21 protein-coding genes are annotated in these 26,172 nt (G+C 57.9%); 10 read left to right on the plus strand and 11 right to left on the minus strand.

Features of this window, described 5'->3' with window-relative positions:
• Nucleotides 1-31 precede the first annotated feature (31 nt).
• Nucleotides 32-1,597, plus strand: a complete 1,566-nt coding sequence (locus IRL76_RS04035; RefSeq protein WP_246449971.1) for a DNA cytosine methyltransferase — start codon at nt 32-34, stop codon at nt 1,595-1,597.
• On the opposite strand, the gene IRL76_RS04040 is transcribed toward IRL76_RS04035, so the two are convergent.
• Genes IRL76_RS04040 through IRL76_RS04055 form a run of 4 tightly spaced genes read right to left on the minus strand, consistent with a single transcriptional unit; the run spans nt 1,591 to nt 8,866 of the window.
• Nucleotides 1,591-3,651: an AIPR family protein gene (locus IRL76_RS04040; RefSeq protein WP_200983403.1), complete on the minus strand. Its 2,061-nt coding sequence runs from the start codon at nt 3,649-3,651 to the stop codon at nt 1,591-1,593. The two genes, IRL76_RS04035 and IRL76_RS04040, sit on opposite strands and share 7 nt — an antisense overlap.
• Nucleotides 3,648-4,616, minus strand: a complete 969-nt coding sequence (locus IRL76_RS04045) for a PD-(D/E)XK motif protein (protein ID WP_200983405.1) — start codon at nt 4,614-4,616, stop codon at nt 3,648-3,650. Before IRL76_RS04045 ends, IRL76_RS04040 begins: the two co-directional genes overlap by 4 nt.
• The gene (locus IRL76_RS04050; RefSeq protein WP_246449972.1) at nt 4,609-7,467 is read right to left on the minus strand and encodes a Z1 domain-containing protein; all 2,859 of its coding nucleotides are present in this window, start codon (nt 7,465-7,467) and stop codon (nt 4,609-4,611) included. Before IRL76_RS04050 ends, IRL76_RS04045 begins: the two co-directional genes overlap by 8 nt.
• A complete protein-coding gene (locus IRL76_RS04055; protein ID WP_246449973.1) occupies nt 7,352-8,866 on the minus strand; it encodes an ATP-binding protein in 1,515 nt (504 codons plus the stop codon). The genes IRL76_RS04050 and IRL76_RS04055 overlap by 116 nt, the downstream gene beginning before the upstream one ends.
• 269 nt (nt 8,867-9,135) lie before the next feature.
• Here IRL76_RS04055 and IRL76_RS04060 point away from each other — a divergent pair, with 269 nt between their 5' ends.
• Both IRL76_RS04060 and IRL76_RS14500 read left to right on the plus strand, forming a co-directional pair.
• Nucleotides 9,136-10,362: a hypothetical protein gene (locus tag IRL76_RS04060; protein WP_200983407.1), complete on the plus strand. Its 1,227-nt coding sequence runs from the start codon at nt 9,136-9,138 to the stop codon at nt 10,360-10,362.
• Nucleotides 10,363-11,451: 1,089 nt separating this feature from the next.
• Nucleotides 11,452-12,165 carry a hypothetical protein gene (locus tag IRL76_RS14500; RefSeq protein WP_216629304.1) on the plus strand — a complete coding sequence of 238 codons (714 nt, stop codon included), beginning with the start codon at nt 11,452-11,454 and terminating at the stop codon, nt 12,163-12,165.
• Nucleotides 12,166-12,642: 477 nt separating this feature from the next.
• Here IRL76_RS14500 and IRL76_RS04065 read toward each other — a convergent pair whose 3' ends face one another.
• On the minus strand, nt 12,643-12,900 hold the full coding sequence (locus tag IRL76_RS04065) for a hypothetical protein (protein ID WP_200983409.1): 258 nt from the start codon (nt 12,898-12,900) through the stop codon (nt 12,643-12,645).
• Nucleotides 12,901-13,048: 148 nt separating this feature from the next.
• On the opposite strand from IRL76_RS04065, the gene IRL76_RS04070 reads away from it, so the two are divergent.
• The 4 genes from IRL76_RS04070 to IRL76_RS04085 all read left to right on the plus strand — a co-directional run bounded on the left by IRL76_RS04070 (nt 13,049) and on the right by IRL76_RS04085 (nt 16,973).
• Entirely contained in the window at nt 13,049-13,351 is a 303-nt protein-coding gene (locus IRL76_RS04070; RefSeq protein WP_200983411.1) for a hypothetical protein, read from the plus strand.
• A gap of 75 nt (nt 13,352-13,426) precedes the next feature.
• Nucleotides 13,427-14,374 carry a tyrosine-type recombinase/integrase gene (locus tag IRL76_RS04075; RefSeq protein ID WP_200983413.1) on the plus strand — a complete coding sequence of 316 codons (948 nt, stop codon included), beginning with the start codon at nt 13,427-13,429 and terminating at the stop codon, nt 14,372-14,374.
• Between the two features lie 65 nt (nt 14,375-14,439).
• Nucleotides 14,440-16,059 (plus strand): RNA-directed DNA polymerase, encoded by a 1,620-nt coding sequence (locus tag IRL76_RS04080; protein ID WP_200983415.1) that lies wholly within the window; start codon nt 14,440-14,442, stop codon nt 16,057-16,059.
• A 2-nt stretch (nt 16,060-16,061) separates the two neighbouring features.
• Nucleotides 16,062-16,973 carry a DUF5655 domain-containing protein gene (locus IRL76_RS04085; protein ID WP_200983417.1) on the plus strand — a complete coding sequence of 304 codons (912 nt, stop codon included), beginning with the start codon at nt 16,062-16,064 and terminating at the stop codon, nt 16,971-16,973.
• A 680-nt stretch (nt 16,974-17,653) separates the two neighbouring features.
• Here the strand turns inward: IRL76_RS04085 and IRL76_RS04090 are convergent.
• The gene (locus tag IRL76_RS04090) at nt 17,654-18,289 is read right to left on the minus strand and encodes a murein L,D-transpeptidase catalytic domain family protein (RefSeq protein WP_200983419.1); all 636 of its coding nucleotides are present in this window, start codon (nt 18,287-18,289) and stop codon (nt 17,654-17,656) included.
• Between IRL76_RS04090 and IRL76_RS04095 the strand changes: the two genes are divergently transcribed.
• Entirely contained in the window at nt 18,210-19,550 is a 1,341-nt protein-coding gene (locus tag IRL76_RS04095; protein ID WP_246449974.1) for a L,D-transpeptidase family protein, read from the plus strand. The genes IRL76_RS04090 and IRL76_RS04095 overlap by 80 nt on opposite strands.
• Nucleotides 19,551-19,638: 88 nt before the next feature.
• Complete coding sequence (locus tag IRL76_RS04100; RefSeq protein WP_200983423.1) at nt 19,639-20,283, plus strand: S41 family peptidase; 645 nt, start codon at nt 19,639-19,641, stop codon at nt 20,281-20,283.
• Nucleotides 20,284-20,303: 20 nt separating this feature from the next.
• On the opposite strand, the gene IRL76_RS04105 is transcribed toward IRL76_RS04100, so the two are convergent.
• From IRL76_RS04105 to IRL76_RS04120, 4 genes are read right to left on the minus strand one after another with little or no spacing between them, the layout of a single operon-like run.
• The gene (locus IRL76_RS04105) at nt 20,304-21,710 is read right to left on the minus strand and encodes an efflux transporter outer membrane subunit (RefSeq protein WP_200983425.1); all 1,407 of its coding nucleotides are present in this window, start codon (nt 21,708-21,710) and stop codon (nt 20,304-20,306) included.
• Nucleotides 21,707-22,690 carry an efflux RND transporter periplasmic adaptor subunit gene (locus IRL76_RS04110; RefSeq protein WP_200983428.1) on the minus strand — a complete coding sequence of 328 codons (984 nt, stop codon included), beginning with the start codon at nt 22,688-22,690 and terminating at the stop codon, nt 21,707-21,709. The genes IRL76_RS04105 and IRL76_RS04110 overlap by 4 nt, the downstream gene beginning before the upstream one ends.
• A 1-nt stretch (nt 22,691) precedes the next feature.
• A complete protein-coding gene (locus tag IRL76_RS04115; protein ID WP_200984172.1) occupies nt 22,692-23,423 on the minus strand; it encodes an ABC transporter ATP-binding protein in 732 nt (243 codons plus the stop codon).
• An 11-nt stretch (nt 23,424-23,434) separates the two neighbouring features.
• Nucleotides 23,435-24,571, minus strand: a complete 1,137-nt coding sequence (locus IRL76_RS04120) for an ABC transporter permease (RefSeq protein WP_200983430.1) — start codon at nt 24,569-24,571, stop codon at nt 23,435-23,437.
• 73 nt (nt 24,572-24,644) lie between these two features.
• On the opposite strand from IRL76_RS04120, the gene IRL76_RS04125 reads away from it, so the two are divergent.
• On the plus strand, nt 24,645-25,271 hold the full coding sequence (locus IRL76_RS04125; RefSeq protein WP_200983432.1) for a TetR/AcrR family transcriptional regulator: 627 nt from the start codon (nt 24,645-24,647) through the stop codon (nt 25,269-25,271).
• Nucleotides 25,272-25,317: 46 nt separating this feature from the next.
• Here the strand turns inward: IRL76_RS04125 and IRL76_RS04130 are convergent, their stop codons facing one another.
• Complete coding sequence (locus IRL76_RS04130; protein ID WP_200983434.1) at nt 25,318-26,001, minus strand: outer membrane protein; 684 nt, start codon at nt 25,999-26,001, stop codon at nt 25,318-25,320.
• Nucleotides 26,002-26,172 lie beyond the last annotated feature (171 nt).

Here is a 26,172-nt window from a genome sequence, read left to right on the forward strand (position 1 = left end):
GATTATCCGAGCCTTCCTGGTAAGACGCCTGATGAAGGGAAGACTGCAATTGGGTTCTGGTTTCAAGGTAGTAGACGTCTTTGCGGGGCCGGGCGGCCTCGCAGAAGGCTTCTCATCATTCGTTGCAAATGATGGCTCGTCGCCATTCGATATCGCCTTGTCGGTGGAGAAAGAGAAGTCGGCGTTCGCAACGCTACGACTGAGAGCCTTCTCTCGGAAATTCGAAACGTTGCCTTGGGATTACTACCAGTTTCTCGCCGACAATCGTTCTCGAGAAGATCTTTTCGGCGCGTATCCGGAGCAGTGGAAGGCGGCGATTGACGAGACGCGTATGCTGGAACTGGGATCTGATGAGGCCAGAGCCGAACTCGACCCGATCTTGGATCGCCTCAGCAGGGAAGGCGAAACCGTGCTCATCGGCGGGCCTCCCTGTCAGGCATACTCGCTGGTGGGTCGGGCCCGGAACAAGGGCAATACCGAATATGTCGCTTCCGACGACCATCGGCATTTCCTTTACAAGGAATATATCCGGATCATCGAACGGCTCGAGCCAGCCGCCTTCGTGATGGAGAACGTGAAGGGAATGCTCTCGGCCACCGTCGATGGGGAAAGCATGATAGATCGAATCATCGCTGACCTCCGGTCTATCGGAGGCGAGACTGACAGGTATCGATTGATACCTTTGGTCAGTCATCCCGACGGCGGATTGCGCGGCAACATCATATACGCCGAAAAGTTCGGCATCCCGCAGAAGCGGCATCGCGTAATCCTAATGGGCGTTCGCGCCGACTTGGTGAATGGGAGGGAGAACTTCCCACGCCTCGAGGCTGCCGACAGAGCGGTGACAGTGGCCGATGTCTTGGGTGGTATGGAGCGCCTTAGAAGCGGATTGAGCCGCGGGGGCGACGACGGCGATCGCTGGCAAGCACAGGTGGCGACAGCCTTTTCGGAAGCTGCCGGCGCACTTCAAAACCAATCCGAAATGGGTGAAGTGCGAAACAGACTCAACGCATATCGCGACGAGTTCCTCGCGGTCGACAAGGTGCTGGGCAGAAAGGGGACGCATGCGGCCCCCATCGCAAATAACGTCATCGCCGCTTGGTTGCAGGATCGCAATCTCGAAGGCCTGCCGAACCACGAGACAAGAGGTCACATGCCCAGCGATCTCGCTCGCTACGCATTCGTCGCGACGTTCGCCGAGGTCACTGGCCGGACTCCGAAAGCGAAGGACTTTCCTCCCGCATTGGCTCCTGATCACAAGAGCTGGAATAGCGGGAAGTTTGCCGATCGTTTCCGGGTGCAGCTCTGGGAGCATCCTTCAACCACGATAACGAGCCACATCTCGAAGGACGGGCACTACTTCATTCATCCGGATCCTGCCCAGTGTCGCAGCCTGACGGTTCGGGAGGCGGCGAGGCTGCAGACCTTCCCCGATAACTATTTCTTCGAAGGAAACCGGACGCAGCAGTATGTCCAGGTCGGTAACGCTGTTCCACCTCTGCTAGCCAGACAGATAGCCGCTGTGCTCTGGAAGATCTTGGATGATTCTGCCCTCAAACCGGATAAGCCAGCGAAAGAGCAGGTTCCGGTTCAGTAGAATTGCTCGAGGCGGTTTGCGACTGCGATTGCGATGACCGCCTGCTTCTCGGATGGCAGTTTTTGCGGGATGTGTGAGCAGACGGTAAGGATGCCTTTCTCCTTGGGAGAGATTTTCCCCATGTGCAGACCGAAATTGAGAATCTGACCCCAGTATTCCCCTCCTTGCTGCATCACTTCGGTCATGGCTTCGGCACCGCTCATCGCATTGCGATCCCTGCGATCACTATCTTTGGCGGCCTTCGCTTCCTGCGGGCTCACGAGAACGTCTCCGAAGCTCTCCGGGTAATCGAGATTCAATCTGCTTAGCTGTTCCCAGCAAGCCTGTTTCTTGGCCCACTCGCTGAAGTTCCGGACACCGTCAGGCGGGTTCGTGATCTGCTCGTTCGCTGCCTTGGCGGTAACTTTCAATGCCTCTTCGAGAGCGGCCGGAACGCGCTGAAGTTTCCAGACCCGGTCAAGATCGGGCACCTTTCCTTGCTGCTGTGCATCATGGACGAGCTTCGCAAACGCGTAGGTCACGATGTTGGCGCGATAGCCTCCCTCATACCAGTCCTGGGCCGGCACCAGCTTTTCGAGGGTCCTGAAGATGATTGCCTTGGCGACGAGGCGTTTGAACCAGGTTTCGTCGAACTCACTTTCGTTCTTCTTCCACTCCTTTCCGATCGCACTGGCAAAGTTGCCGAAGTTTTTCTGTGCACCGAGGCTGACAACATGCGGCTTGCATCGATAGGAATTCTCGAATTTTGCCAGATCGGTCTTGGTGATGAACTGGCTTCGCGGAAACTCCGCCTTGAACTTGCGCTTTTCTGCCACGCTGCGCTTGCCGTATTCGTCTGCATACTGCCCGCGTGCCCGCTCATAGAACCACTTCGTCTCCCGGTATTCGTCTTCCCCGGACGGAGCCAGCACGCGGCGGGAAAACTCCTCCATCTGGACATGGAAGGGCTGGTTGGAAGAGAAGTCGGCCGCATTCACCTTGTTCTGGCTGTTTGCAAAAAGCGAGATGTTCGGGACAATCTCCTCAACACTCGCTTTCGGAACGACTGTCAGCTTCATCTGCACGAAGACGTTCTTCAGTTGCGCTGGCGAGAGCTTCTTCGCCGCGTGTATGGAGGCGGTCGTCTGGCCCCCGTTCACGATCTGGAAGTTCTCGGCTGACATCAGGAACAGCCCATCTTCCATCTGGACTACCTCGACGCTCTCGGCGGTCGCCGTGAGACCGTTGTTGTAGGAGAAGAACATGGAGGGATCGTCCTTGATCGTGTCCCGGATCCCTCGGTTCACCTTATTCCTAGCCTGAAGAAAACTGCGAACGTTCGCTTCGAGAAGCCTTGCTCCCCATTTGTCGTAGATATCGGCCAGTTGCGATCCGGGCACGACGGCGATGTAGCTCTCGAGAGGAGCTCCTTCAAAGGACGCCTTCAGGACGGATATCGGCTCGCCGAAATCATCGGCGAAATTCACGACGAGGTCGTCGCGTGTCTGTCCCGAACTGATGAAGCGCTCCAGGCGGGCGAGATCCCAGATCGATACGGTTGTCGGAATTCCGGCAATGGTTCCAAGACTGTGAGCGTCCCACGACCGAGCCTTGTTCAACCGGTTGGTAACGAGGATGAGCTTGATCTTGCCGAATTTCTTGATGTTGCGAACGAAGAAGTCAGCGAAGACGAACGCTGAACTTGTTTCCTCGAGCTTCTCGCTGAAGTTCGTATCGCGGGCTGCCTTGGTGAATTGGATCAGCTTGTTCAGCAGAGCCTTGATGTCGGCCTTCAGCAGTCCCCGTGGCTCTTCTGATCGGACGAAGTCGGAAATGATGATGCTTAGCACGCCCTCTTCATCCCCGGGATCCCAGCAATACGCGCTTATCCCGATCGATTTCTTGTCATACATGCCTTCGTAGAAGCACTGCTCGAAAGCGCTGATCTCTCCCGCCTCGTCGAGGATCTCGCCCACTTTCTCCAAGAAGGCTTCGGACGTTATGAGGCCCATCGCATCGGCATCACCCTGAACATCAGCAATCAGTTCACGATGGAAGCTCGTCATTTCGTTCATTTGGCAAGGCTTTCGGTGATCAGCGAAGAGACGTCTTCGAAGGCTATTTCGAACGGCACGCAGGCGTCGAGGGCGATCGAGTATCGGACACCGGAAACCCCAAGCTTCAAGGGTGTAGTGATGCGGGGGAAATCATCGCGGACTGAGTAAAAGTCAGGTTCGCCAGCTATCCATCTGCGCTCGGAATAGTCGTCCTCGAAATCGAAGCCGGTCGCAGCAAGGGCTTCCTCCCATCGCGAATAAGTCTCGAGATCGACTTGCGCGAAGACTTCTTCGAGAGCCTGCACATGATCGGTAAGGGTCATGCCGTGCGGCTTGATGACCGAGTCTACGGGCACGACTGTCAGCACAAGAGACGCACTTTCGATATCGGAAAGCTGATCTTCGGATGAGATTTGCACATACGGTCTAGCGGCGCCGCGCCGGGCCTTCACTTCAACAAGGCATTCGCCAAGTTCAAAATCCTTGGCCGAGCCAAACGGACCACGCCATGCCTCGATCGCAGAACTCGGTCCGGTCAGATCGATGAGTTTCTCGAGAAAGTGCAGTTCTCCTATTAGACCCCGCTGTTCCTCGAGCGACAGAATGTCCGACCGTCCGCCACGCAGGAGGTGGTGCCAGCGCAAGGTCCGGCGCAGAGCCCTCTGAAGCGCGTCCGCGTTTTCCGCGGCCTGTTCCCCGGCCGAAACGATGCTACGGCAGAGGCTTGCGAACAGTTCCTTCTGCTCGGGATCCTTGAGCAGCAGGACCAAGCCTTGCCTGCCTTCGAGGTCCCGATACGAGAGGTCGATATTCTTCATCTTCGGCAATGGGCGGATCGCTTCAGTGTCGGTATCGAGGCGAAGGACCAGTCCCGGCTCGCCCTTGTCCGACAGGACCCAGAAGAAATCGTGCTTGCCCTTGCTATCAACCCGCTTGGCTTCGGAGCCGCCCGAATGAAGATTCCCCCATGGGTTCTCAGTCATCTTCGAACTCCGTTTCTTCGTCGTCATCTGGATCGCCGAACATCTCCTGAAGCTTTGTTGTATTCAGGATGTATTCGACCTTCTTGTCGGCGTTTGCTGAAGGAGGGAAGCTGATGCCCCAGCCAACGACTGGCTCGGTCGGTAGCAATGCGGCCTGCTTTTCGGTCAGGCCATCGTCGGTGATGCGAATGTTGAACAGTATGAGGAGAGGGCGCTTTCGCACTTCCCGATAGATTCTATCGGGAAAGTTGCTTTTCGCCTTGCCCTCGCTTGATGCTCGGTAGTCCTGCTCAGCCTTTTCCCTTTGATGATCAGAGAGGCCGGCTCGCTCCACGCCACGTGACGCCAGACGAGCCTTCTTGTCGCTGATCGCGAGAAGGCCGTTCTCCTCAAGCGAGCTCCCACCGATCCTTCGCCGCACAGGTTTGATCTGCCAGCCATCAATCTCCTGAACTGGCTCGGGGCTCTGGCTGGTAGTGACTACAAGTAATTCCCATTCGGCAAGCTCATCTGCCGACCGCTTCCGAATGTATTCCCGCACAGGTCGCGTATCGGTAAGAATGGACTCGCGGACATTGTCGAACTCCCGCAGGAAGCTGTCGACCAGCTCGACCGGAACATGCCTGAGCAGGTATCCCCCCGGAACTTCCTCCGCTGAATTCTGCTCTTTTCCGATTCTGCGCAAACCTTCGAATAGTCGTGTCTGCGCTTCGCGGTTCCTCCGCCTTATCCCCTCATCGTTGCCAAGTTTCGTCGTTTCGATGAAGTTGTTCGAAAGCCCGACGAACAAGTGCTTTTCACCCGAACCCATCTTGTTTCGCGCGGTCACCATGAGTGCGCTCGGGTGACTGCGCACGGCCAGACCGAACTCCTCGGGCGTTGCATTAGTCTGTTCCATGCGTTTGAGTTCGCGGAGTAGCTCATCTGTCGCTTCCGCGATGTGGGCATACCAGGAGGCCGCCTCTTCGGGCATCCAAATCCGGCAAAGATCCTCGTAATTCGTTCGGTATCCGAACCATCGGCCCATTTGCATCAGCGTGTCATACATCATGGAGTTTCGCAGGAAGTAGGACACAGTTAGGCCTTCAAGGGTAAGGCCGCGGGATAGCGAGAAACCGCCCACGGCGATGACGGTGAGGCCTGTGTCGCCGGCATTTTCGTAATCAAGGCTACCGGGTGAAGAACTGTTGACCGCTATCACCTGGGCCGAAGCCGCCGCGCCGAGAAGGTTCGCGAGAACCTCGTCCCACGTGGAAACCGAGGAATATTCGGCCTTCCACGTTTCCTGCAGCTCGGCGATCTCCGGGCTGGCAGCGATCGCGTCGGACCTGCTCCCGTTCACGCGCAAGGCATTCTCGTAGACCTTGAGGATCTCGTAAAGCCGAAGCTTCAGGGTATTCTGGATGCCGGTGAATCGACTGGCATTGACCAGCATGGATGCGTGTTGCGCCTTCTGACCACGGGCATTCCTCAGGGCACGGGCAATGAGGAACGCTCTCAGTGCCTCCTTCATGCTTTCCGGCAACTCGGTGATCGGGTGGTCGATCTTGTGCTTGACCGGCAGCAGGTCGCCGTTGTCCTCAATGAATCTCAGATACTGCGGTCGTTCGGCTTCCTCGTCAGGCAGGCCGTCGATGAACACCTTCCGCGCACCGAAATAGTTCGACGGGGCATCGAGGCCGATGATGAAATGCCGAGGGAACAGGTCTTCGTTCTCGACATCCTCATCGGTGTCCGGATCGATGAAGATGTTGGCGAACGGGGTTGCCGTGTAGCCGACGTAGCAACTGCGCTGGAACATCCCGAGAAGGTCCCTGATCTGTCCATTGATGCGCGATATCTCGTTCCGTCCGTATTGAATATTGATTGACGCATTGTCGGCCTCATCATCGATCAGAAGCATCGGCTGATCGACCATTTCCGTCCCTTCGCGAGCGCTATGTTCCTTGAGCCAGTCGATGAGGTTCGATAGCGTCCGGTAGTTCTTCTTGATGACGAGAACGACGGGGACAGCGTAAGAGCTGATCTGGCTGGTATTGGTGGTCGCTGTAGCCTTGTTGAAGTCCCTCAGCGTGGTCGTGAGGCTAACGGGAGCCTTCCTGGCATCGTAGCGTCCGACCCCGATGATCTTTGGTTTGTCACGCGTGTCACGTTGCTCGAGGCGACCTGTGTCGCGACCGATGAAGCCCTCGTCTATGCGTGCCTGGGTCTGGTTGCGCAGGTTGTTGTGGATGCCCGCGATCACCACGATCAGCCGATAGCCGGCGTCCGCCGCCTTGCATACCAGACCGGTGTAGTTCGCCGTCTTGCCACTCTGGACATGGCCGACAACCATGCCCTTCCGGTCCCAAGCCTTCTCGTCGCGCGGATTTCCCATGCGCCCCAAAATCCGGTCGGTAACCTCGTCGGTCGAGGTGATGACATCACCGGGAAGGCGCTTGTCCTGGAGAAGCTTCTTGTATCGATCCCAGTAGTAAGGTTCGAAAAGTTCGTTCGCCTTGGCGTCTTCCAGCCACGGCTTGAAATCCTTCGAGGTGACGACTGCCCCGAAGCCCATGCTGATACCGATCCGTTCCTCGAGTTCGCGCGCCAGCTGCTCGCATTGCTCATCGCTAACGTCTTCGAAGATCGGGATCGCCCGGGTCTGCTCGATCCTTTCGCGAATGCTCTCGCCCGTCCTGTTCTGGTCATTCGCGACGAGCACCGAGACCATTTGATCGAGCTGACGGAGAGGGTCATTCATTACCGGCATGTTCCTTGATGATGTTCGCGACAAGCGATGAAGTTTCGCTCCAATTGTCCCTGAAGGGATCGATCTGTCGCACGAGAGTCTCCACCCTTGCGGCGTCATGCCCTTGCTCGAAAAGGCGCGGAATTATGGCGGCAGCCATCTGCCGCGCCGCCTCGGTATCGACGCCCTCGGTGGTCACCTTTTCGGCGCTTCCCGAGAAGTCGGCATGCAACGCGGCAACCGGCATAGTGGAGCCGAGAAGGCCTATGAGATTGGCGAATTCCGCCTGCTGCTGCGGAGCAAGATTTGCTGAAAAGTCCGACAATAGCGGATGCGCCGGATCAGGCCGGTAGATGATCGTTCCGTCCTTCTGGACACGCTGCCAGAGAGGCATGCTGGTCTCATCGACGAGCCTTTGGCCTCGTCTCTGATAGGTCCTGCGAGAAGTCAGCGAGAGCCGCTCCACGAGCAGGCGCATCCGCTCCCGGACAGCAGGAGGAAGTTGCGCAGAGGCCTTCTTTACATCGATCTTCCAGTCAGCATCCATCGTGTTCGGTATGTCGACACGTATGCGACAGAGTTTTGTCAGTTCTGTCTGTCGAGCAAGTCCCAGCCAGCTTCCTGCAATGATGAGGCGCCGCCCGCGATAGACGTAAAAGCCTTGGCTCTTGAGGTGACCGTCGGGGCCGCCCAGATCTTCCCAATCGGCTTTCGAGATGGACTTATGGTGCGGAAGCGTGAAACTTTGAAAAATCACAGTTCCGCGCCCTAGCTTCAGCTCATCCCGCGGCTCGCATTGATGCGAGGGAAACGCACGTCCAAACGGGTCAAGTGGTTCGAGTTCGCGTCCATTGAGCGATAGTCGAAGGGGTGGTCGATCATCCTCCATGAACCGGTGAAAGACGAGGCGGATATGACGTTCGGCCTCTGCGATCATCCGATTGACATGCTCGGAGCGCCTTCGATCGTCGTTCTCTATGCCTCCTGAAAGCCGGTCGAGTGATCTCCAAATTACTAAAGTGCCAGTATTTTCCAACCTGTCGGCCCACAGGAGATTTGCGACGTCGTGATGGGTCTCGATCTCCCAGCGATTGCTCCGGCCTACTTCGTCGAGATCCCACGTAGCGCCAACCGTCTGTCCGTTCTTTCGACTAACGACGGTAAGCTTCTTGCATTGCGAAAAGCTCGCACTTTTCAGGCCTAATCCAAACCTGCCAAGGTCACCGGAATCGCGCACGTCAAGCGGGTTGCGGCTGCCTGGGCGCATCGCTTCCACAAGTTCCCCAAGGTCCATGCCCTGTCCATCGTCCAGAATGCCGATGGCGGGATCGGCACCATTCGCATCACAGAGAATGGCAATTTTGCGCGCACCGGCCGTTATCGAGTTGTCGATAATGTCTGCGAGTGCCGTCTCACAAGAATACCCGATGTCTCGCAGACTCTGGATGAGCGAGGCTGCATAAGGCGTCGCGTCTGCCACCGTTCTATTTCCGCTGGTCGCGCTGATTTTATCAGGCACTTTTCTTGAATCCCCCGTAGTAGCCTTAGAATTGCAACGCTCCGCGGTCGCTCCTTGCAGGATGTGCCGGATCCTAAAAGCGCCTCTCAATTCAATGGCTTCCTGTCGTCAGTATAACTGCAGCAGGGAAACCTTAGTGGCAAGAGCCTGATGGTTAATGATCAAAATTAGTCGGAAAGAGGCTCATTGACTTTGCCGTGAGAGTGAACACGTATTCCCATGTTGGCTCTCGCTGGCATTACTGGCACGGCCGTCATTAAACTTCGATCGTGACTGAAAAGAGACCTTTGGCACCTATGTCCAGACAGCATACCCCGCCCATCCTTGTCGCTGAGGATGGAACCACCACCGCGCTTCAGCAGCTAACCTTGACGCTGGGGGGTGAGGGTAGCTTCAGTGAGGCGCAAATACAGGCATTCGTGCATCAGCACCCGGAATGCGTTCCGGTCACGGAAGTCGATCCAGTTTTTACGTCACCTGTCTCGATCTGTCGCGAATTGAACACGATGGCCGGGCCGATCGACAATTTGCTGATCACACCGTCGGGCCTCCCAATCATTGTTGAGTGCAAGCTCTGGCGAAACCCTGAAGGTCGGCGAGAAGTTGTTGGGCAAATCCTTGATTACGCAAAGGAGCTCAGTCGCTGGTCGTCATCAGACCTCCAGAGAGAGGTGGCCAAACGCACTGACTTGCCCGGCAATCCTCTTCTGACGCTTCTCAGAGAAGCAGGCCATGAGGTCGATGAGATTGCATTCAATGATGCACTGACTTCCAACCTTCGGCGCGGTCGCTTTCTTCTCCTGATCGTCGGCGATGGCATCCGCGAAGGTGTCGAGGCGATTGCCACCTATCTCCAGGAGCATCTGGGCCTCCATTTCTCATTGGGCTTGGTAGAAATGCCAATCTTCCATTTGCCAGACGGGTCTCACTTGGTGACGCCGCGTGTCCTGGCTCGGACGACAATGATCACACGGCACGTCATTGCGATCCCAGATGGACATGCGATCCTAGAGGACGAAAATGACGCAGCTGACGCGGATCGACAGTCCCTTTCTACTGAACAGCAGGTTTTCTGGACTGAATTCCTGTCTGAGCTCTCATTGGATGACCCTGAGCAGCCAATCCCAAAGCCAGCCAAACTTGGCTACCTGAGCTTCATGCTCCCAGCACCTCAAGGTAGCTGTTGGATCAATGTATGGAGGGACATAACGAAGGGGCGGGTCGGCCTAACTCTCTCCTACTCGTCTGGTTATATCGGAGAAGACGCCGTGAAATCTCTGATGGCTGACCTTCAAGCGATAGAAGATCAGTTGGGAGGGGATGTTCAAGTCTCGAACATCGGTGGCAAGGAGAAAATCTACGAAGAGAAGATCGTCGGAGATCTACACAGTGCGGCGGTTCGTGCCGAAGCATTCGAGTGGCTTCGCCAGCGGCTAGATGCTTGGGTCAATGTGCTGAGGCCGCGCATCAGATCCATTGTCCAGGATATGGAATAGTCCTCTCGATGAAGCTTGCCCCGAGCTAGTAAGCCAATTTCGGTATACCAAATCGAGGCAAGCTATTTTCGGTAAGGTCAGCCTCGTGACCAGCCGCGCCCATGTTCCGATGCGAAGACGGCGAGGATCACATCATTGGATCGCGCTTTCCACCTCGCAATGCGGATGGGCATTCGATTTATGGCCACGCGCGGTCACTGGCCAAGCGCGAAAGGAACGGGTCGAACTTATCCCACCATGGCCCTCGCTTTCGTCCGAATGCCGGATTTGAGTTCGGAGACTCCATTCGTTCGATCGCGTCGAACGCTCGGTAGACCATGGTGCGCAAAGAGGACGGCCTATATCCATGGGATAAGCCTTTCTCACGCATCCAATGTGCCACTTTCCCTGCCGTTATTCGCTTGCCTGGAGACTGCGCTCGCAATCTAGTGAGAACGGCCCAAACATCGCAGTGAAAGGCGTCACTACCCCAACCGTGGTTGGTAATGTTGAATGTTAGATCCGCAGGCTTTCCGAGAGCAAGCCGCCGAACACGTTCAGCTTCGATCGCCGACAGAATTGCAGGGGGAAGCTCATGCGGGGGCTGCGGTCGTTCTCGCTCCCTCTGTGCCCGCTTATTCCGCTTCCAACGAGCGCGTTTCTTAGCCTGTCCGTCGACTAAGGTTCGTTGAGATTTTGGCGCCATTGGCAGCGATCTAAAAGCGCGGACAAAATTTGCAACAGATAAGCCACGCCGATCGCGTCTGATAGCCGCTAGGAGAAGTATCCGAAGAGAAAAGGAAAGGGGAAAAGAGCGATATGGCTATTTCAGACCTCATTCGAATGAAACGCATGAGTTATGATGAAAAGATCGACCATTGGGCTCGGCCAGACGCGTTCAAGAAGCCCGATGGGACGCAAATGAGGTATCCTTCGGTCCTAGCCTTCAATCGCTCGCAGGTGCAGATCGTGCGGGGACATATCACGAAGGTTCCAAAGTTCTTTGGGAGGCCGTGTTTTGGCATCCCAACCGCATACCTCCGCCACCATTTGCGTCCGCAAGGCCGTGCACGAGACGGTCGGGTGATCGAAACTCGCTGTGCCAGGTGCGTGCTCGCAGATGCCTGCAAACTTGTAGCTCACGAGCGGCTGAACCATGCTTCAGACGTCATCTGTGAAGCGCACCGGTCGTTCGAATTGGCCGGTGGCACATTGGCTATGTGGAAGACTAAGGGGTCCAAGCTTTGGCAACTGCCTTGGCTTGATCTCCGCAGAGCCCTGAAGGATCAAGGCCCATTCACTAGCGTCAACGATGAGTTCGTTTCCGAGGAGTGCGCGAGGCTTGAGGCCAAACATCTTGCGGACACACGTAAGAGGAAGAGAAGAGAGAGGAGGAGGCGCGAAAATGAACGAGCAAAGCAGGGTGCTTTTTCCCCAGACCTCATCGCAGCACTATCTCGACACCGAATTTTCCGAAGGGGACGATATGTAGCAGCAATTGAAGTCGGCTCCCTCTCGGGGTTACGGTTCTCAAAGCTCCCTGCTGATGGGCCACTCTTCGATACTTTCGTCTGGGAGGCGAAGGCGCGGTTGGTATTTCAAGGTCGAGACGCGAAGCCTTACACCGTAGCCAAAGAAATGATCGATAAAGGCCTATGGGACCACGACAACGTGAACTCGTTGCGTCATCGCGTTGAGAAGGCTCTGGAACGAATAAGCATGCTTGAGCGCACGAAAGCGGCTGACGGAAACGCAGTCTTCCCTAAGTTGACCCTGGCGGGCTTGGTGAAAGAAACCACCGAGGTCACCCCATACGAGATTTAGCGCCTCGACATGACGCCCACCCCATACGAAAATTGCACTGGTGCCGGCATTTGCGTTCCGCCTTCATTTGACTCGATTGCTCGGAACAGCGCGGAATACCTAGAGAAGATCCCATACGAAAACATGTCACGCCGTAGCGGAATAAACATCGTTGAATGTTTAATGCTGGCCGGCAAAGCCGGACCATGCAGACAGCATTAGAAGAGATTCTCCCTCGGAGTGCCCGAAGGGAAACCAAAATCTGATCTGGTTGTCTTCGCACCCCAAGCTTCCCTCGGCGTTTATCTCCATTCGATGCAAGGACAGACGTCAACAGACCCCGGCGATCGGCACGTTCCGGGTGGAGGAAACAAGCAAATCCTAGGACTTCCGCTTTTCTGCGGGTTACAACGGCCGAAGGCGGAAGTCGGTGCGTTGCAGGGTTTCGGAGTGCGCTCGGTCGCTCGTCAACTCCAGGCACCGCACCGACATGATCGGCTACGTGAAGTCGAAGCGCTGCCACGACCCCATGGTGCATTCAGCAAAGCCTTCAATGCCGTCCGTTACCAGTTCCTCAAGGCTCGCTGATAGGGGCAGTGTCGATGGGTCGATCCAAGACAGTGTGAAGTTTACCGGAGGTAGAAACCCAAGCCCTCCGGCAAGTGCCCATTGGAACTTGGAGATTGCTCGCTCGTGATGATCGGTCAGCATGACGATCGGTTCAAACTCAATATTGCTGACTTGGTAGACGTTCATGGTGATACCTTTATTGTTGTCGGTATGCGCACCTTGTCAGCGATCGAGATGGGTGTCGGGTGGGCAATGAGCTATCGCGGTGGGGAATAGCGCACACGGTCGCTGCAGATGATTGACGCGTCTATGTAGACACGTCTAAAAACCAGAAATGGCTGCAGGCGACAAGCGCGACAATGATTACTATCTCAAGCGTCTAAAGAAGGACGGGCACGACGATATGCTCGAGCAGATTGAGGCCGGCCAGATCAAGGTCTACGAAGCTACAAAGCGAGCAGGATATCGAAAGACTGGGCCACGTGATCCCGCCCTCGTTCTGTCATATCATTGGAAGCGAGCCAGTCACGAAGACCGTAAGCGTTTCGTCTTAGCTAATGCGCGTGAAGTTAATCGCGTCCTGAAGGAAATCGCGCGCGAAGCACGTGAGCGAAAGGCGAAAAAACCCAGCGAGTAGGCGAAATCCCAACCCGACAAACCACTCCGTGTCTCGTATAATAGTGTCACTAACTCACTGTTATAGGAGATTATTTTGATTACCCCACCCGAAGGCATCACCATCACCGATGCCGCTGAGATCTGGATGCGACGCTGCGAGCTTGAACAGCTCGAGCGGGCCACGCTTCACTCTTATCGCGGGCACGTGAAGAACCACATTGAGCCGAAGATAGGGCATCTGCTGCTCAAGGAACTGAGCGCGCCCAATGTTCGCGACTTCCTCGATGCCATGCTCCAGGACAGCACGCGGGCCATGGCGAAGAAGTGCCTGACAACCCTTCGGTCTATCATCAGCGCCGCCCAGGAGCGGGGGCTGGTTCAGCATAACGTCGCTCGAGACGTGAAGCTCCGGCGCGCAGATCGCCACGCACCGGACCGTGTCTTCCCGACCAAGGCGGAGATCAAGGCTTTGCTCACCGGAGCGCCGGAGCGCCACAAGCCGATCATCATGACTGCCTTGCTCACCGGTATGCGCATGTCAGAGCTGCGCGGGCTCAAATGGAGTGCGATAGACTTCGACCGCAATGTCATCACCGTCAAGGAGCGTGCCGACCGCTACTGCGAGATGGGGGCGTGCAAAAGCAAGACCAGCCGTAGAGAGATCCCGTTCGGCCCCGAACTCAAAAAGGTCCTAGAAGGGTGGCACCCGTCTTGTCCTTCTGGTGCCCTCGACCTGGTCTTCCCTAACGGAGTTGGCAACATCGAGACCCACTCGAACATCTACAACCGCATCTTCAAGCCGCTGATGCTCAAGTGCGGCATTGTGGATGGGGAGGGCGCTCCACGGCTCTCACTGCATGCCATGCGCCACGCGGCCGCATCGCTCTTCATTGAGCAAGGTTGGCCACCGAAGAAGATCCAGACCATGCTAGGGCATTCGTCGATCACCATGACCTACGACGTCTATGGCCACCTGTTTCATGATCCCGCGAAGGATGTGGACCTTATGGGCGAGATGGAGCGAGGCCTGCTTGCAGCCTGACAAGTTCTAGAGCGCGCCAGCGTTGGCGACTATTTTCAAATAGATTTAGTGCGTTAAGACAAGGAATGTCGAAGCGCACTAGATTGACTCGTTTGCTGGATCGCGGATTCTATCCGGTCGAACTTCCTCCAAGCTTCGCCACGAGGAATTTCTCGACTGCAATCGGGAAGATTACCGCTGGAAACAACTACGTTGGCAGCACCATTTCCTTCGATGGTGCTACGTTTCGAGGCCCACTTCGCACGTTCGGGGTCGTAAATCCCGTAAGCTATTATCTGCTTAGTAGCTTCATTGCAGAGCATTGGTCGAAGATTACTAAGACCTATGGTCTGAGTTCGTGCTCTGGTGTGCGCCCAACTTTTCCCGCTGTAGCGAAATCTGGCCGCGCCATCGGGACTGCCTCGCTGGCCGCGAAACGAAAACGGCAGCAGCATCTTGCTAGTGTCTATCCAGTCATCCTGAGCTTAGATCTCAACAGGTTCTATGGTTCAATTTATACGCACTCGATCCCCTGGGCTGTTCTCGGCAAGGAGGACGCAAAAAAGAGATATCGAGATCGCGCCCTTCGAGGACATTGGAGCGACACGCTTGATATCCTCGTTCGAGGTTGCAACCAGGCGCAGACTATTGGGATTCCCATTGGGCCCGATACATCCCGTATCGTATCTGAGATTATCCTGTCGCGCATTGATGCAGAACTCACTGCCGCTGGCTCAGGTCTTTCTTCAACGCAAATCTACCATGCTATCGATGACTATCAGTTCGGCGTTCTTTCAACTCATGAAGCCGAAGACGCCGAAAGTCGATTTGTTCGGGTGACCAGCCGCTACGGACTCCGCCTCAATGATTTCAAAACAGCCGTGCAGCACGGTCTCGACTTTGCTCCGTCCAACTTTCAACGAAATTTCGATCAGCTGGATGGCCATAATGACCATTTCGTTGAGCAGTTCTTCGAGGTTCTTTACCGTCTGGCTCACGAACACGATGGCGCCAATGTAATCGGCTATGCTTTGAAGCGCTTCGCTCGCGTGCTTGCATCAAATCCAAAGCAAGAGGCTGTGCAAGAGTATCTACAGCGACTTCTCTATGCTGCGCCCCACCAGGCTCGGTTCGTTTTACCCCTACTGCTCGGAATATATAAGCGGGATGGTGTCACAACCGATACAAATCGACTGATCAAATGGGGGGTTGATGTCTGTTCCCGGAGAAACGACGTCGGCAACCTGCTCTGGTTTCTTTACGCGGCCATCTTCTTGCGCACCAAGATTGGAGCAGCGCAATGCACGCAGTGTTTTGGTGTCGCAAATGAGCTCGTAGATTTGGTCTTGAGTCATGGACGAGCAGAGGGCCTGTTCAGCGCGCCAACCGCGCAGATTCGTTCTCGTTACAAGCAGTCAGGCTTCGGATCCGCCGCATGGCTACCTCTCTATGAAATAGAAAGGCATGGTTGGGATACCACAGCAGCTTTTAGAAAGATCGGCACGGCCGATGATGACGGCAGCCACTATGATTTACTTCGAGACCACGACGTAAAATTCTACCTGACAGATGAGCGGCAATTTTCTGTAGCCGCGTTTGAAGGGTGGAACCTCACGGCCGATGACTTTCAGATTCGCGACTGGGATCGAGCTGCTTTGCGAGATTTGTTGTGGGAAGACGGTCGTGATTGGGAGAACTACGAATAGCTATGAGTGACCTTAAACTCTTTCAAACCCAAGGATCCGCGATGAGCGAGCTAGAAAGTTCTTCAGCTCCGCTAGAAAAGGGTCTCCAGACACAATTCGAGACGAACCTCGACACACTGCTCGGCGTGCGCTTCCTCGCCAGCGAATACGCGACCACCCACGGTGGACGTATGGATACACTTGGCATCGACGAGAACGGCTATCCCGTCATCATCGAATACAAGCGCGACCGCTCAGAGAACGTCATCAACCAAGGACTGTTCTATCTCGACTGGCTCATGGACCACCGCGGTGATTTCGAGATCCTCGTGCGCGATCGCTATGGGAAGCAATCCGCCGAAGCGATCGAATGGAGCGCACCGCGCCTGATCTGTATTGCGGCGGACTTCACGAAGTATGACGAACACGCCGTCAAGCAGATGGGCAGGAACATCGAACTAGTGCGCTACCGCAAGTTCGGCGATGATCTCTTGCTGCTCGAATTGCTGACGGCCGTGTCTGCGACAAGCTCAACCAGCACAGCGATTGCGGCTGGTAACGGCTCCAAGCCCCGCAAGGACAAAACCGTGTCCGAGTATATGCAGGACATGGGGCCGGAACTTGCCGAGCTGTTCGCAGATGCCGAAACCTATCTGTTGGGTCGCGGCGATGACGTGACTAAGAAGGTCACACAGTTCTACCTTGCCTACCGCCGCATAAAGAACTTCGCATGCGTCGAGGTGCGACCCACGCTGAACCAGATAAAGATGTTCCTGAAGCTCGATCCCGACACGGTCGAGCTGGAAGAAGGCTTTTCCCGCGATGTGCGTAAGATTGGGCACTTCGGAACAGGCGACCTCGAAATGACAATCAGCTCGCACGACGATCTCGAACGGGCGAAGCCCCTCATATTGCGGTCTTATGAAGAGTCCTGAGGTGGTGCGGGGTTGTCGTTCGACAGGCAGAGTAGGGTGATCCTATTTCACGCAACTCGTGACACTCTTCAAGTCGGACAGGTGGTTACGGCAGACCGGGAGACGCTATTCTATCCTGATGCGGTTGTCGCGTTAGATCAAGCTAGACCAATAGATTCTCAATCTCGCTCGACCTGCTTATTTGCAGCGGATTCGCATATTGCATGCTGCGAATTCATGCGTGCTCAAGGAGTTGGCGACTTTCGTATCTACAAGGTCAACATGCCCAAATTCTCGGTTGGCCCCTTCTGCATAACCCATGAAATCTCCGCACGCATTCAGGACGGGCGTCCATACGATCCGTTAATCAGCGAATACTGGACAGGGGACCGTGATTGGAACTTTCTTGAATACTTCGGGCCCCAATTTACCGTCCTTGAGCTGGTTTTGGATCGCCCAAACTCTATCGAGAGCGCGAGCTTCAGGATCTCATACGCTGCAGACGTGAAGAGGGTAGGTAGGCTATAAGCATTAACTGCGACGGACTGACTCAGAACCGGTGATCGGTATCCTCACCCACGTAGACGCGTCTACGCACAGGTTCCGTTGGAATCATAATCCGCGTGTCGGGGGTTCGAGTCCCTCCTCCGCTACCATTCCGATCTTGTAGCCGAGCATCGGCATCCTCGCGGGACGCGGACCTATTTCGTCGAGAAGAGCAAACGGCCCGGTCCGAGTAGCTCGAGGATTTCGTCGATCTTGCCTTGTTCGAAGGCAAAGCACCCCAGGCTACGTCCGACACGCCCCTGCAGTTCAGCCATGGACCTGTCGACGTACTCTGCCCCATGGATCACGATGGCCCGATCCCAGGCGAGATTGTTTTCGGCATCGAGCCCTAGCAGGCGTCGCGATCGACCATGTTTGCCGTAGTAGATATCATCGGTGAGGAAACTGCCCGAAGAGGAGGCGTTTGATCCGGGCCGGTTCGAGAACCGTTCCACGAAGCCCGAGTTCGACGGATCGGAACCACGTCCGTGGGATACAAGGTATGATGCCTCGATCCGCCCTTGTTGGACATCGATGATGTGAAAGCGCGCCTCTGACGATGCCTGACTGTAGTCGGCAATTGCCATCCTGTCGCGATGGACGACACTGGCATGGTGGCGGGAAAGGGCCTCCAACCCACTCTGTATGACCGGAGGGACCGGGGGAAGGGCAGGAGAAGGAGGAATAGATGGCGATTGGGAAGCGGGTGCGATGATCGCACCTCCGGGAGATGCAAAACCGGCGCCGACACATATTCCGGCACCAATGAATTGGCGTCTGCTGATTGTCATGGTGCGATCCCTGGGCAACAAGGTTAGGATGTGGGGTTCGCAACTGGGGGAGGCAAGGTTGGACGGATCGAGAGGGATGTTGCGGCATTCGGCGCTGGCGCTTTCGGTAAGCCTGCTCACATGCTCGCCGGCGTTTGCGCAGGATATGTCTCCCGAGTGGTCGTCGGCGGACATTACGAAGCTCAGGCAATGGGTTGCAGCTGCGCCACAAGATGCACTTCCGCCAATTTCTACGCGGGACCTCGACAGGGCCGTTGATCGTGGCAATGAGAAAGAAATTTCAGCCGAGGCGCGGGAAATCGCGCTCGATCTTGCGAAGAAGCATCTCAAAGGCGCAGCCAGGCCCAGCGAACGACGGGGCTGGAAAATTCGTGACACGGATGACGAAGATTCCCTTGCGCAGATGCTCGACAAGGCACTGGAGTCGGGCGCGCTCGACACTTTTTTCGCCATGCAGCGCCCGACGCATCCGGAGTATTCGGCGCTGCGGACGGCTTACGCCTCGGAAATCGATCTCAAGAAGCGCCAGGCCATCGCCCGCAACATGGAACGCTGGAGGTGGATGCCTCGATCGCTGGGGACCGATTACGTCCTTGTGAATGCTGCGCGCTTCGAAGCCAACTTATGGCGAGATGGCAAACCGGCCGGGACTTGGCGGGTCATCGTCGGCAAGACATCGACTCCCACCCCGGTGTTCGACGCCACCATAACGGGTGTGGTGCTGAACCCCTGGTGGGAAATCCCAGCCAGCATTGTGAGAGAAAGCGTCGGTGCGCTGGTTCGGCGCAATCCTGCGCTGGCAAAGGCCCGTGGCTACGTGTGGTCGAGCGGGCGGTATCGGCAGAAGCCCGGGCCGAACAACGCGCTGGGCCAGATGAAGCTGGTGATGCCCAACCCATATTCGGTGTTCATGCATGACACTCCCAACAAGACGTTGTTCGACAAACCGGTGCGCGCATTCAGCCATGGTTGCATCCGTACCGGGGACGCGATCGGCTATGCCGCGACCCTGCTCCAGGGCGTAAAGTCACGCGAGGAGATCGACCGGATCGTAGCCGGGGGCGAAACTACCGAAATCTCGATCCCATCACCGCTGCCCCTATACGTCGCCTATTTTACGGCGGTGGACGACGGAGCCGGTGGAGTGAACATTCTCGACGACATCTACGGGCGGGACGGCTTGATCAGGCAGATGTCCGCAACATACGGCGACATGCAGCCTGCGAAGGCCATGGGGTGCGATATCGGCGCCAAGGGCTAACGGGCGTTTCCCCCACTCGACTTGCGATCACGACCCGCTAATCCAGTGAGGGATGATCGATGGTCTCGTCTTCGGATGGTGAACGGCAGTGCTGCTTGTTGCATTCGTGCAGTTGCTTGCCATCGCCGTTGCGTTGGACAGTCCGATCCGAAATCGCATCGCAACCGGGACATTGAGCGCGCTCCTGACCGTTCTCTCCCGGTTGACCGATAGTGACTTGTCCTTCGAAGGATATCGCCAATGGGTGCGCTATCGCCGCACGCCACCTGAACTCGATCAATTTCTCGATACGTGGGATCCATCGTTCAGGAGCATTGGCGAGGGGGCGGAAGACCTCGGCAACGGGTTCTTCGAACTGGGCAGGGAAGCAACCGATACAATCCCGGCCGTTGGCCCCACGCTCGAACTGCCCGTGGCGGTGCTGGTCGGACCGACGTGCAGCTCTGCCACATTCTCCTTCGCGCGCCGGGCACAGGAGGCTGGCCTCGTCAGGCTGTTCGGCGAACAGACCGGCGGCAACCTTCGCGGGATCAATGGCGGGGCCTATTTCTTCGTGCGCCTACCGGGAAGCGGCCTCGAGTTCGATGTTCCCCTGATCGCCAATTTCCCGACCACGCCGCAGCCCGACCGTGGTGTTCTTCCCGATGTGGAAATCAGCCCTACGGTGGCGGATATCGCGTCGGGACGCGATACTTGCATGGATGCGGCGAGAGCCTGGGTTTCCGGGCGCTGATCGCAACCCCGGCCAAGGCGTCAGCTGCCGCTCCCTCCCAGGGCTTGCCACAAGAGCACGCGTGCACGACGCGCCCGTCCTTCAGCTGCTGCGGCCCGTTCACCGCTGGCATCGGCAGCTCGCCTGGCTTCGAGCACGGTAAGGAAGTCCGCAAGACCGGCGTTCTGGCGGGTCTCGGCGAGACGCGCGGCGCGTTGGAGGTTGGCTGCCTCGTTGCGTGCCGCAGCGGCCTCGGCATCAGTAGAGGCGACGAGGCCATAAGCCGCCTCGGCATCGCCCAAGGCAGAATAAACCGCGCCGCGGTACGCCTCGAAAGCGGCCTTCTTGCTTGCGGCAGCGGCGTCGATTTCGGCCGATATGCGACCGAAGTCGAGCAATGGCGCGGCGACAGATGCAGCAAGAGTGCCGACAACCGACTGGCTGTCGAACAGGTCGCCAATACCGAATGCCAGAAGGCCCACTGCGGCCGAAAGGTCGAACACGGGAAAGCGTCGGCGAGCAGCAGCGGCCAGTTCTGCATCCTCGGCAGAGAGCGTGGCCGCCGCCGCAAGTACGTCCGGTCGATTGACCAGCAAGGCAGAAGGAAGGGTGGCAGGTGCGATCGGCTGATCCAGCGCCGGCGCGCCTTGCGCCAAAGCCGTGCGTACTTCGGTTGCAGGCTGCGCGGTCAGTGTGACGAGGCGGCCGACGAGGCGCACACGCTCGCTTTCGAGTGCAGCGAGGCGGCTGCGCGAAGTACTGGCCGAACTCTCGGCACGAACCCGGTCGAAACCGGGTGCAATCCCGGCACGCTCGCGGACGCCGGCAAGGCGCGCCAGTTCGGCTGCTGCGGCAAGGTCATTTTCGATAGCAGCCTGCCTGCGATCGAGCGTGCGCCAGTCGATGACGCTGGCGGCGATTTCGCCGAGGAGAGCGTTGCGCACGCCTCGGGCACTGGCGTCCGCCGCATCGACCCGTGCGAGTGCTGCGCGTTCCTGCGCGCGCAAATGCCCAAGAATATCCGGATCCCACCGCGCGGTAAGGTTCGCGCCATAGGACACGCGCTCGGTGTCGAAGGAAATCCCGGGCGGCAGGTTGGACGAAAACTGGGCAGGATTGGTACGCTGTCCGGTGACCGACGCATTGGCACCTATGTTCGGGAGACGCTCGGCACCTGCGCGGTCGGCAGCGGCGCGCGCCTGTTCGATGCGCGCTGCTGCCTCGGCCAGTGTCGGCGAGGCAGAGAGCGCCTGCGCCGATAGCGCAACGAACGCGGGGTCGTCCTGCGGCAGCAGGGCTTCCAGAGATCCTGCGGTCGCTGTGTCGGGTGAATAGTAGAAGCTCTGAGGAAGCTCGGGTGCAGGTGTCGCGACTTCGGGAGGTGGACCTGCCACGCATCCGGAGAGCGATAGCGCACTGACCGCAAGGAGGAGCGTGTAACGGTTCACTTGCCCGGTTCTTTCGCAGCGATGTAGGCGTCGACCTGCTGGCCGACCCGGAAAAGTCCGTCGGTTTCCGGCAGCTCGTAGATCACCTGCAGCACACGCACATCGACGCGTTCTGCAGCGCTGTTGGTCAGCGAGCGTTTGGGCACGACCAGAGGCTCGGCACGGACGAATTTCGCCTTCACCTGTCGATCCGAGGCACCGCGCGGACTGACCGTCGCAGGTGCACCCAACGCAACGCGCGGGGCCTGCTCCTCGTCGATGTCGATGCGGACATGGAGCGGCTGGGTCTGGCCCATCTCGATGAACGGCTGCGATCCGCCGCCACCCATGGTGCTGACGTATTCGCCCTTGCGGATATTTACCGCGAGGATTTCGCCGGCAATGGGCGCGCGGATCGTCAACCTGCCGATCTCGGTACTGGCCGAGTTGGCACGGGCTTGAGCGGATTGCAGCCGGGCCTGGGCGAGGCGGAGGCGCTCGTTTGCCGCTGCCGCTTCGCCTTCGGCGCGGATAACCTCCGCACGGCTTACGGCGGCCGGATCGTCGACATTGCGATAGAGTGCGAGCTGTCGGCCTGCCGTTGCTCGCGCGGATTGCGCCTCGGCAATTGCGGCCCGGGCTTCCGCGATGGCCGCATTCGCTTCGCCCAGCGCAGCCCGCGCCGCGCGATCGTCGACGGTGAAGAGGACCTGTCCCGCGCCAACGCGATCTCCCGGCGCGACATAAAGGCCGGTCACGAGGCCGGAGAGGGCGGAGCCGATCTGGATGACTTCGCTCGACGGTTCGACGACCCCCGCTCCTGCTACCCGTTCCGTATTGGCCAGCGCTGCGGGAGCACGCGGCGGCTCACGCTCGGGTTCGGACAGCTGACGATCGGGCAAGCCGTTCCAGATGAAGAACACTGCCAGGATGAGGCCGATGACGGCGATCACCGGCAAAATCTGTCGCGAGAAGCTGAAGTTTCGCGGATCGAAAGCCATGTCAGTGTCCTTCCGGCATGTCGGTGCCGTCATGGGTGATGCGACCATCCTCGAGCACGAGGATACGGTCGGCGAGGTCGAAGATGCGGTTGTCGTGCGTCACGATGATGCAGGCCCGATCGGGGGCGACAGCCACCTCGCGCAGCAGGTCCATCACCCTGCGACCCGAAGAGGCATCAAGTGCGGCGGTCGGCTCGTCGCAGACAACCAGCCGAGGTTCGTGGACAAGAGCGCGGGCAATCGCGACACGCTGCTGCTGGCCGCCCGAAAGCTGGCTCGGCAACTTGTGTGCCTGGTCGCCTATGTTGAGCTTCTCCATCATTGCTATGGCACGCTGTCGCGCCTCATCGCGATGCATTCCCTGTGCGATCAGCGGCACTGCGGCATTGCTGGCCGCGTCTATGGAGGGGATGAGATTGTACTGCTGGAAGATGAAGCCAATGTTCTGCAGGCGGAACTCGACCAGCGCGGTGTCGTCGAGTGCGTAGATGTCGGTGCCGAAAACCTTCACCTCGCCAAGTGTTGGCCAAAGGATGCCGCACATGATCGAGATGAGCGTCGTCTTTCCTGAACCGCTTTCGCCGACGAGGAAGGTCAGCTCGCCCGCACGGATGTCGACATCGATCCCGTGCAGGACGGTGAGAGTCTGCTGGCCCGCAGTGAAGTCGCGTGTCACTCCGCGTGTACAGATTGCCGCCGTGGGTGCGCATCCGCCGATGGCGGTCGTGTCCATCTTCTCGCCCATCAACGGAACACCGATGCCGGCTCGGTCCGCAGCACGTTACGCAGCGCCAGCCAGCCGGTGAGGGCCAGGATGACGATTACGGCGGTCAGGCTGATAAGCGGGATCTGCCAAGGGATATAGAAGCCCTTGAAGAAGGGATTGCCGGAGAAGCTCCACAGGAAGCCCACCGTGCCGAGTACCCCCAACCCATAGCCGATCAGGCCGACAAGTCCGGCTTGGGCCGCTACCATGCGACGGATCTTGGCATTGGTGACGCCGATGGCCTTGAGGGCGCCGAATTGCTTGATGTTGTCGCGGATGAAGAGGCTGAAGGTCAGCCCGACGATGGCGACGCCGACGATGAAGCCGAGCGCGACAGTAATGCCGAAATTGAGCGGGATGCCCGTGTTCTCGATGATGAAGTCGATGCCGTCCTGCGCAAATTCATCGCGGGTGCGGGCGCGCAGGCCGGTCTCATTCTCGATCCGCTTGACCAGTTCCTCGGGGGTCACGCCGTCCGCTGCGCCGACGAGGACGAAGGATAGGCGATTGCGGGTGCCGGGCACATAGCGGAGCGCCGCGCTGTACTTGGTGTAGAGCGTGACCTGGCTGGTGAAGCTGGGGATGGCATCGGCAACGCCGCGAATTACTGCCCGCTGGTCGTTCAGTTCGAGCCGCTGGCCGATCGGATCGGTTCCATCCTCGTAGAGCCTGATGACGCCGGTATCGTCGATGATCACGCTGTCTGGCTGGGACAGCACGTCGATGCTGCCTTCCTTCATGCGCTTGGGCAGGCCGATCAGTGTCGAGTCATCGACGCCGATGATCGCAACCCCCTCGAGATCGCCGTCGCCGGACCGGACCGAGGCCGCGGCGCGCAGGTGCGGCACCGCCCATTCGACACCCGGAACGCCGCGCACCTTGTCGAGCGCAGTCGAGGGCATGGCGTAGTTCACTTCCGTAGTGCGACTGACTGTGTCCATCACCCAGACGTCGGGATTGCCGACATTGTAGACCCCGCTCGCGCCACGCTCGACGAGGTTGACGAAGATGGTCAGCTGCTGGGTGATGAGGAGGGTGGAAAAGGCGATGCCGAAGACGAGGCCATAGAATTTCTGTGCGTCGCCGGTGAGCATCCTGATGGCAATCCAGATCATACGCTCGCTTGCCTTGCCCCTTCGACTCGTCCATTACTGAACGCAGTCGTTCAACTGAACGGTGGCGTTCATTTTGTCAACTGAAGCAGGCAAGAGGGTCGGAAGACCCACCGATACCGCAAAGCGCGATGCGATCATCGCGGCGGCGACGCGCGCCTTTTTCGACCGTGGGTTTGCGGCGACCTCCATCGAGCAGGTGGCGGCCGATGCGGGCGTGTCGAAGGTCACCGTCTATAACCATTTCGGCGACAAGCGTGGCCTCTTCGCCGCGTCGGTGGAGAACCAGTGCGAGACGATCAGCGGGCATTTCTCCATCCGAGAAATCCCGCGGGGTTCGCTGCGCGAGCGCCTTACGGCAATCGGCGAGGCGATGGTCGCCTTCCTGTCACGGGAGGACATGGTCCAGTTCGACCGCCGGATCGCGGCCGAAACCGAGCATGAGCCTGAGATCGGCGCAGCATTCCTCGCTGCCGGACCTCACCGCATGAAGCGTGCGTTTTCCAGTTTCATCTCGGCGCTCAATGCCGCGGGCGAGCTCGACGTCGATGACCCCGAGCTTGCAGCGGAACAGTTCGCAAGCATGTGCAAGGGAATGGGCGATCTCGACCGGCGTTTCGGCCAGCCCAGCGATCCGACCGAAAACCGGAAGCGTATCGAAGGGGCGGTGGAGGTCTTCTGCCGGGCCTATGCGCGGCATTGACCGCCGGCAGATGGTCTAGACAACCATTCCTCCACCGCCCGTCAGGTCAGAATCTCACCCTCACACCGAGGTCGATATTGTGACCTTCATGCTCGCGGATGACCTCGAAATTCGAGAGGTCCCGGAAATGGACCTTTCCGGCACTCATCCACCGGTATTGCGCCGTCACCGCGATCTTTGGCGAAACATTGTAAGCGCCACCGGCCATCAACTGGTAGACGAATTCGCCCTTGTTATCATCAAGGATGAGAAGCGGTGCCTCGTTCGGGAATGGTGGGCGGGCAGAAAATAGCCGGGCCTTGATGTCGGCATATCCGACGCCCGCCCCTAGGTATGGGCGGAGGTCACCCGAACCGAAATCGAGATAGGCATTGCCCATGACCCGCCAGCTCTTGTGCCCCCCTTCAGCCGCAATGGTGCCCGTGGGCGGCGCGATCGCGACGTAATGATCCGAGTCATTGCTCGCGTATCCGCCTTCGATCTCGAGACGGGCCATTCCGATCTCCCGGCCAACAGCGACAGTGAAGCCGTAGCCGGTGCCCATGGCATTGACCGTTTTGACCGTTCCGATTGGCGCGGGGAGGCCGACCACCTCGGTTTCTGAATCGTCGAGAATGGAAACCGTCCCTGCCACCGCGACATACCAAGCGTCGTCCTCGGCTGCGCTGGCAGGCGTCGCGCACGCGCAGGCTGCAAACGAAATGCCAACAGCTGTAATTATCTTCCTCATCGCTTTGCTCCTCCATGTGGAGCGGAAATCGTCTCTTGATCGGCATGAGAAGTGAATGATTGCGCCCCGACCAAATTCTGACGAACTGGTGATCGACGACTTGTGCAGCAGACTGCGCAGTTTTCCGCGACTATCCCTTTGAGCACGATCTAAGGCCTGCTGGTCGGCTAT

The sequence above is a fragment of the Qipengyuania soli genome (assembly GCF_015529805.1).
In the GTDB taxonomy this organism is placed as follows: Bacteria; Pseudomonadota; Alphaproteobacteria; order Sphingomonadales; family Sphingomonadaceae; genus Qipengyuania; species Qipengyuania soli.

Bases quoted from the DNA above. Each gene is read 5' to 3' on its own strand.
- IRL76_RS04035 (WP_246449971.1), top strand. From the start codon at position 32: ATGAAGGGAAGACTGCAATTGGGTTCTGGTTTCAAGGTAGTAGACGTC.
- IRL76_RS04040 (WP_200983403.1), bottom strand. From the start codon at position 3,651: ATGAACGAAATGACGAGCTTCCATCGTGAACTGATTGCTGATGTTCAG.
- IRL76_RS04045 (WP_200983405.1), bottom strand. From the start codon at position 4,616: ATGACTGAGAACCCATGGGGGAATCTTCATTCGGGCGGCTCCGAAGCC.
- IRL76_RS04050 (WP_246449972.1), bottom strand. From the start codon at position 7,467: ATGACGCCGCAAGGGTGGAGACTCTCGTGCGACAGATCGATCCCTTCA.
- IRL76_RS04065 (WP_200983409.1), bottom strand. From the start codon at position 12,900: ATGAACGTCTACCAAGTCAGCAATATTGAGTTTGAACCGATCGTCATG.
- IRL76_RS04070 (WP_200983411.1), top strand. From the start codon at position 13,049: ATGGCTGCAGGCGACAAGCGCGACAATGATTACTATCTCAAGCGTCTA.
- IRL76_RS04080 (WP_200983415.1), top strand. From the start codon at position 14,440: ATGTCGAAGCGCACTAGATTGACTCGTTTGCTGGATCGCGGATTCTAT.
- IRL76_RS04085 (WP_200983417.1), top strand. From the start codon at position 16,062: ATGAGTGACCTTAAACTCTTTCAAACCCAAGGATCCGCGATGAGCGAG.
- IRL76_RS04095 (WP_246449974.1), top strand. From the start codon at position 18,210: ATGATCGCACCTCCGGGAGATGCAAAACCGGCGCCGACACATATTCCG.
- IRL76_RS04090 (WP_200983419.1), bottom strand. From the start codon at position 18,289: ATGACAATCAGCAGACGCCAATTCATTGGTGCCGGAATATGTGTCGGC.
- IRL76_RS04110 (WP_200983428.1), bottom strand. From the start codon at position 22,690: ATGGCTTTCGATCCGCGAAACTTCAGCTTCTCGCGACAGATTTTGCCG.
- IRL76_RS04115 (WP_200984172.1), bottom strand. From the start codon at position 23,423: ATGGACACGACCGCCATCGGCGGATGCGCACCCACGGCGGCAATCTGT.
- IRL76_RS04120 (WP_200983430.1), bottom strand. From the start codon at position 24,571: ATGATCTGGATTGCCATCAGGATGCTCACCGGCGACGCACAGAAATTC.
- IRL76_RS04130 (WP_200983434.1), bottom strand. From the start codon at position 26,001: ATGAGGAAGATAATTACAGCTGTTGGCATTTCGTTTGCAGCCTGCGCG.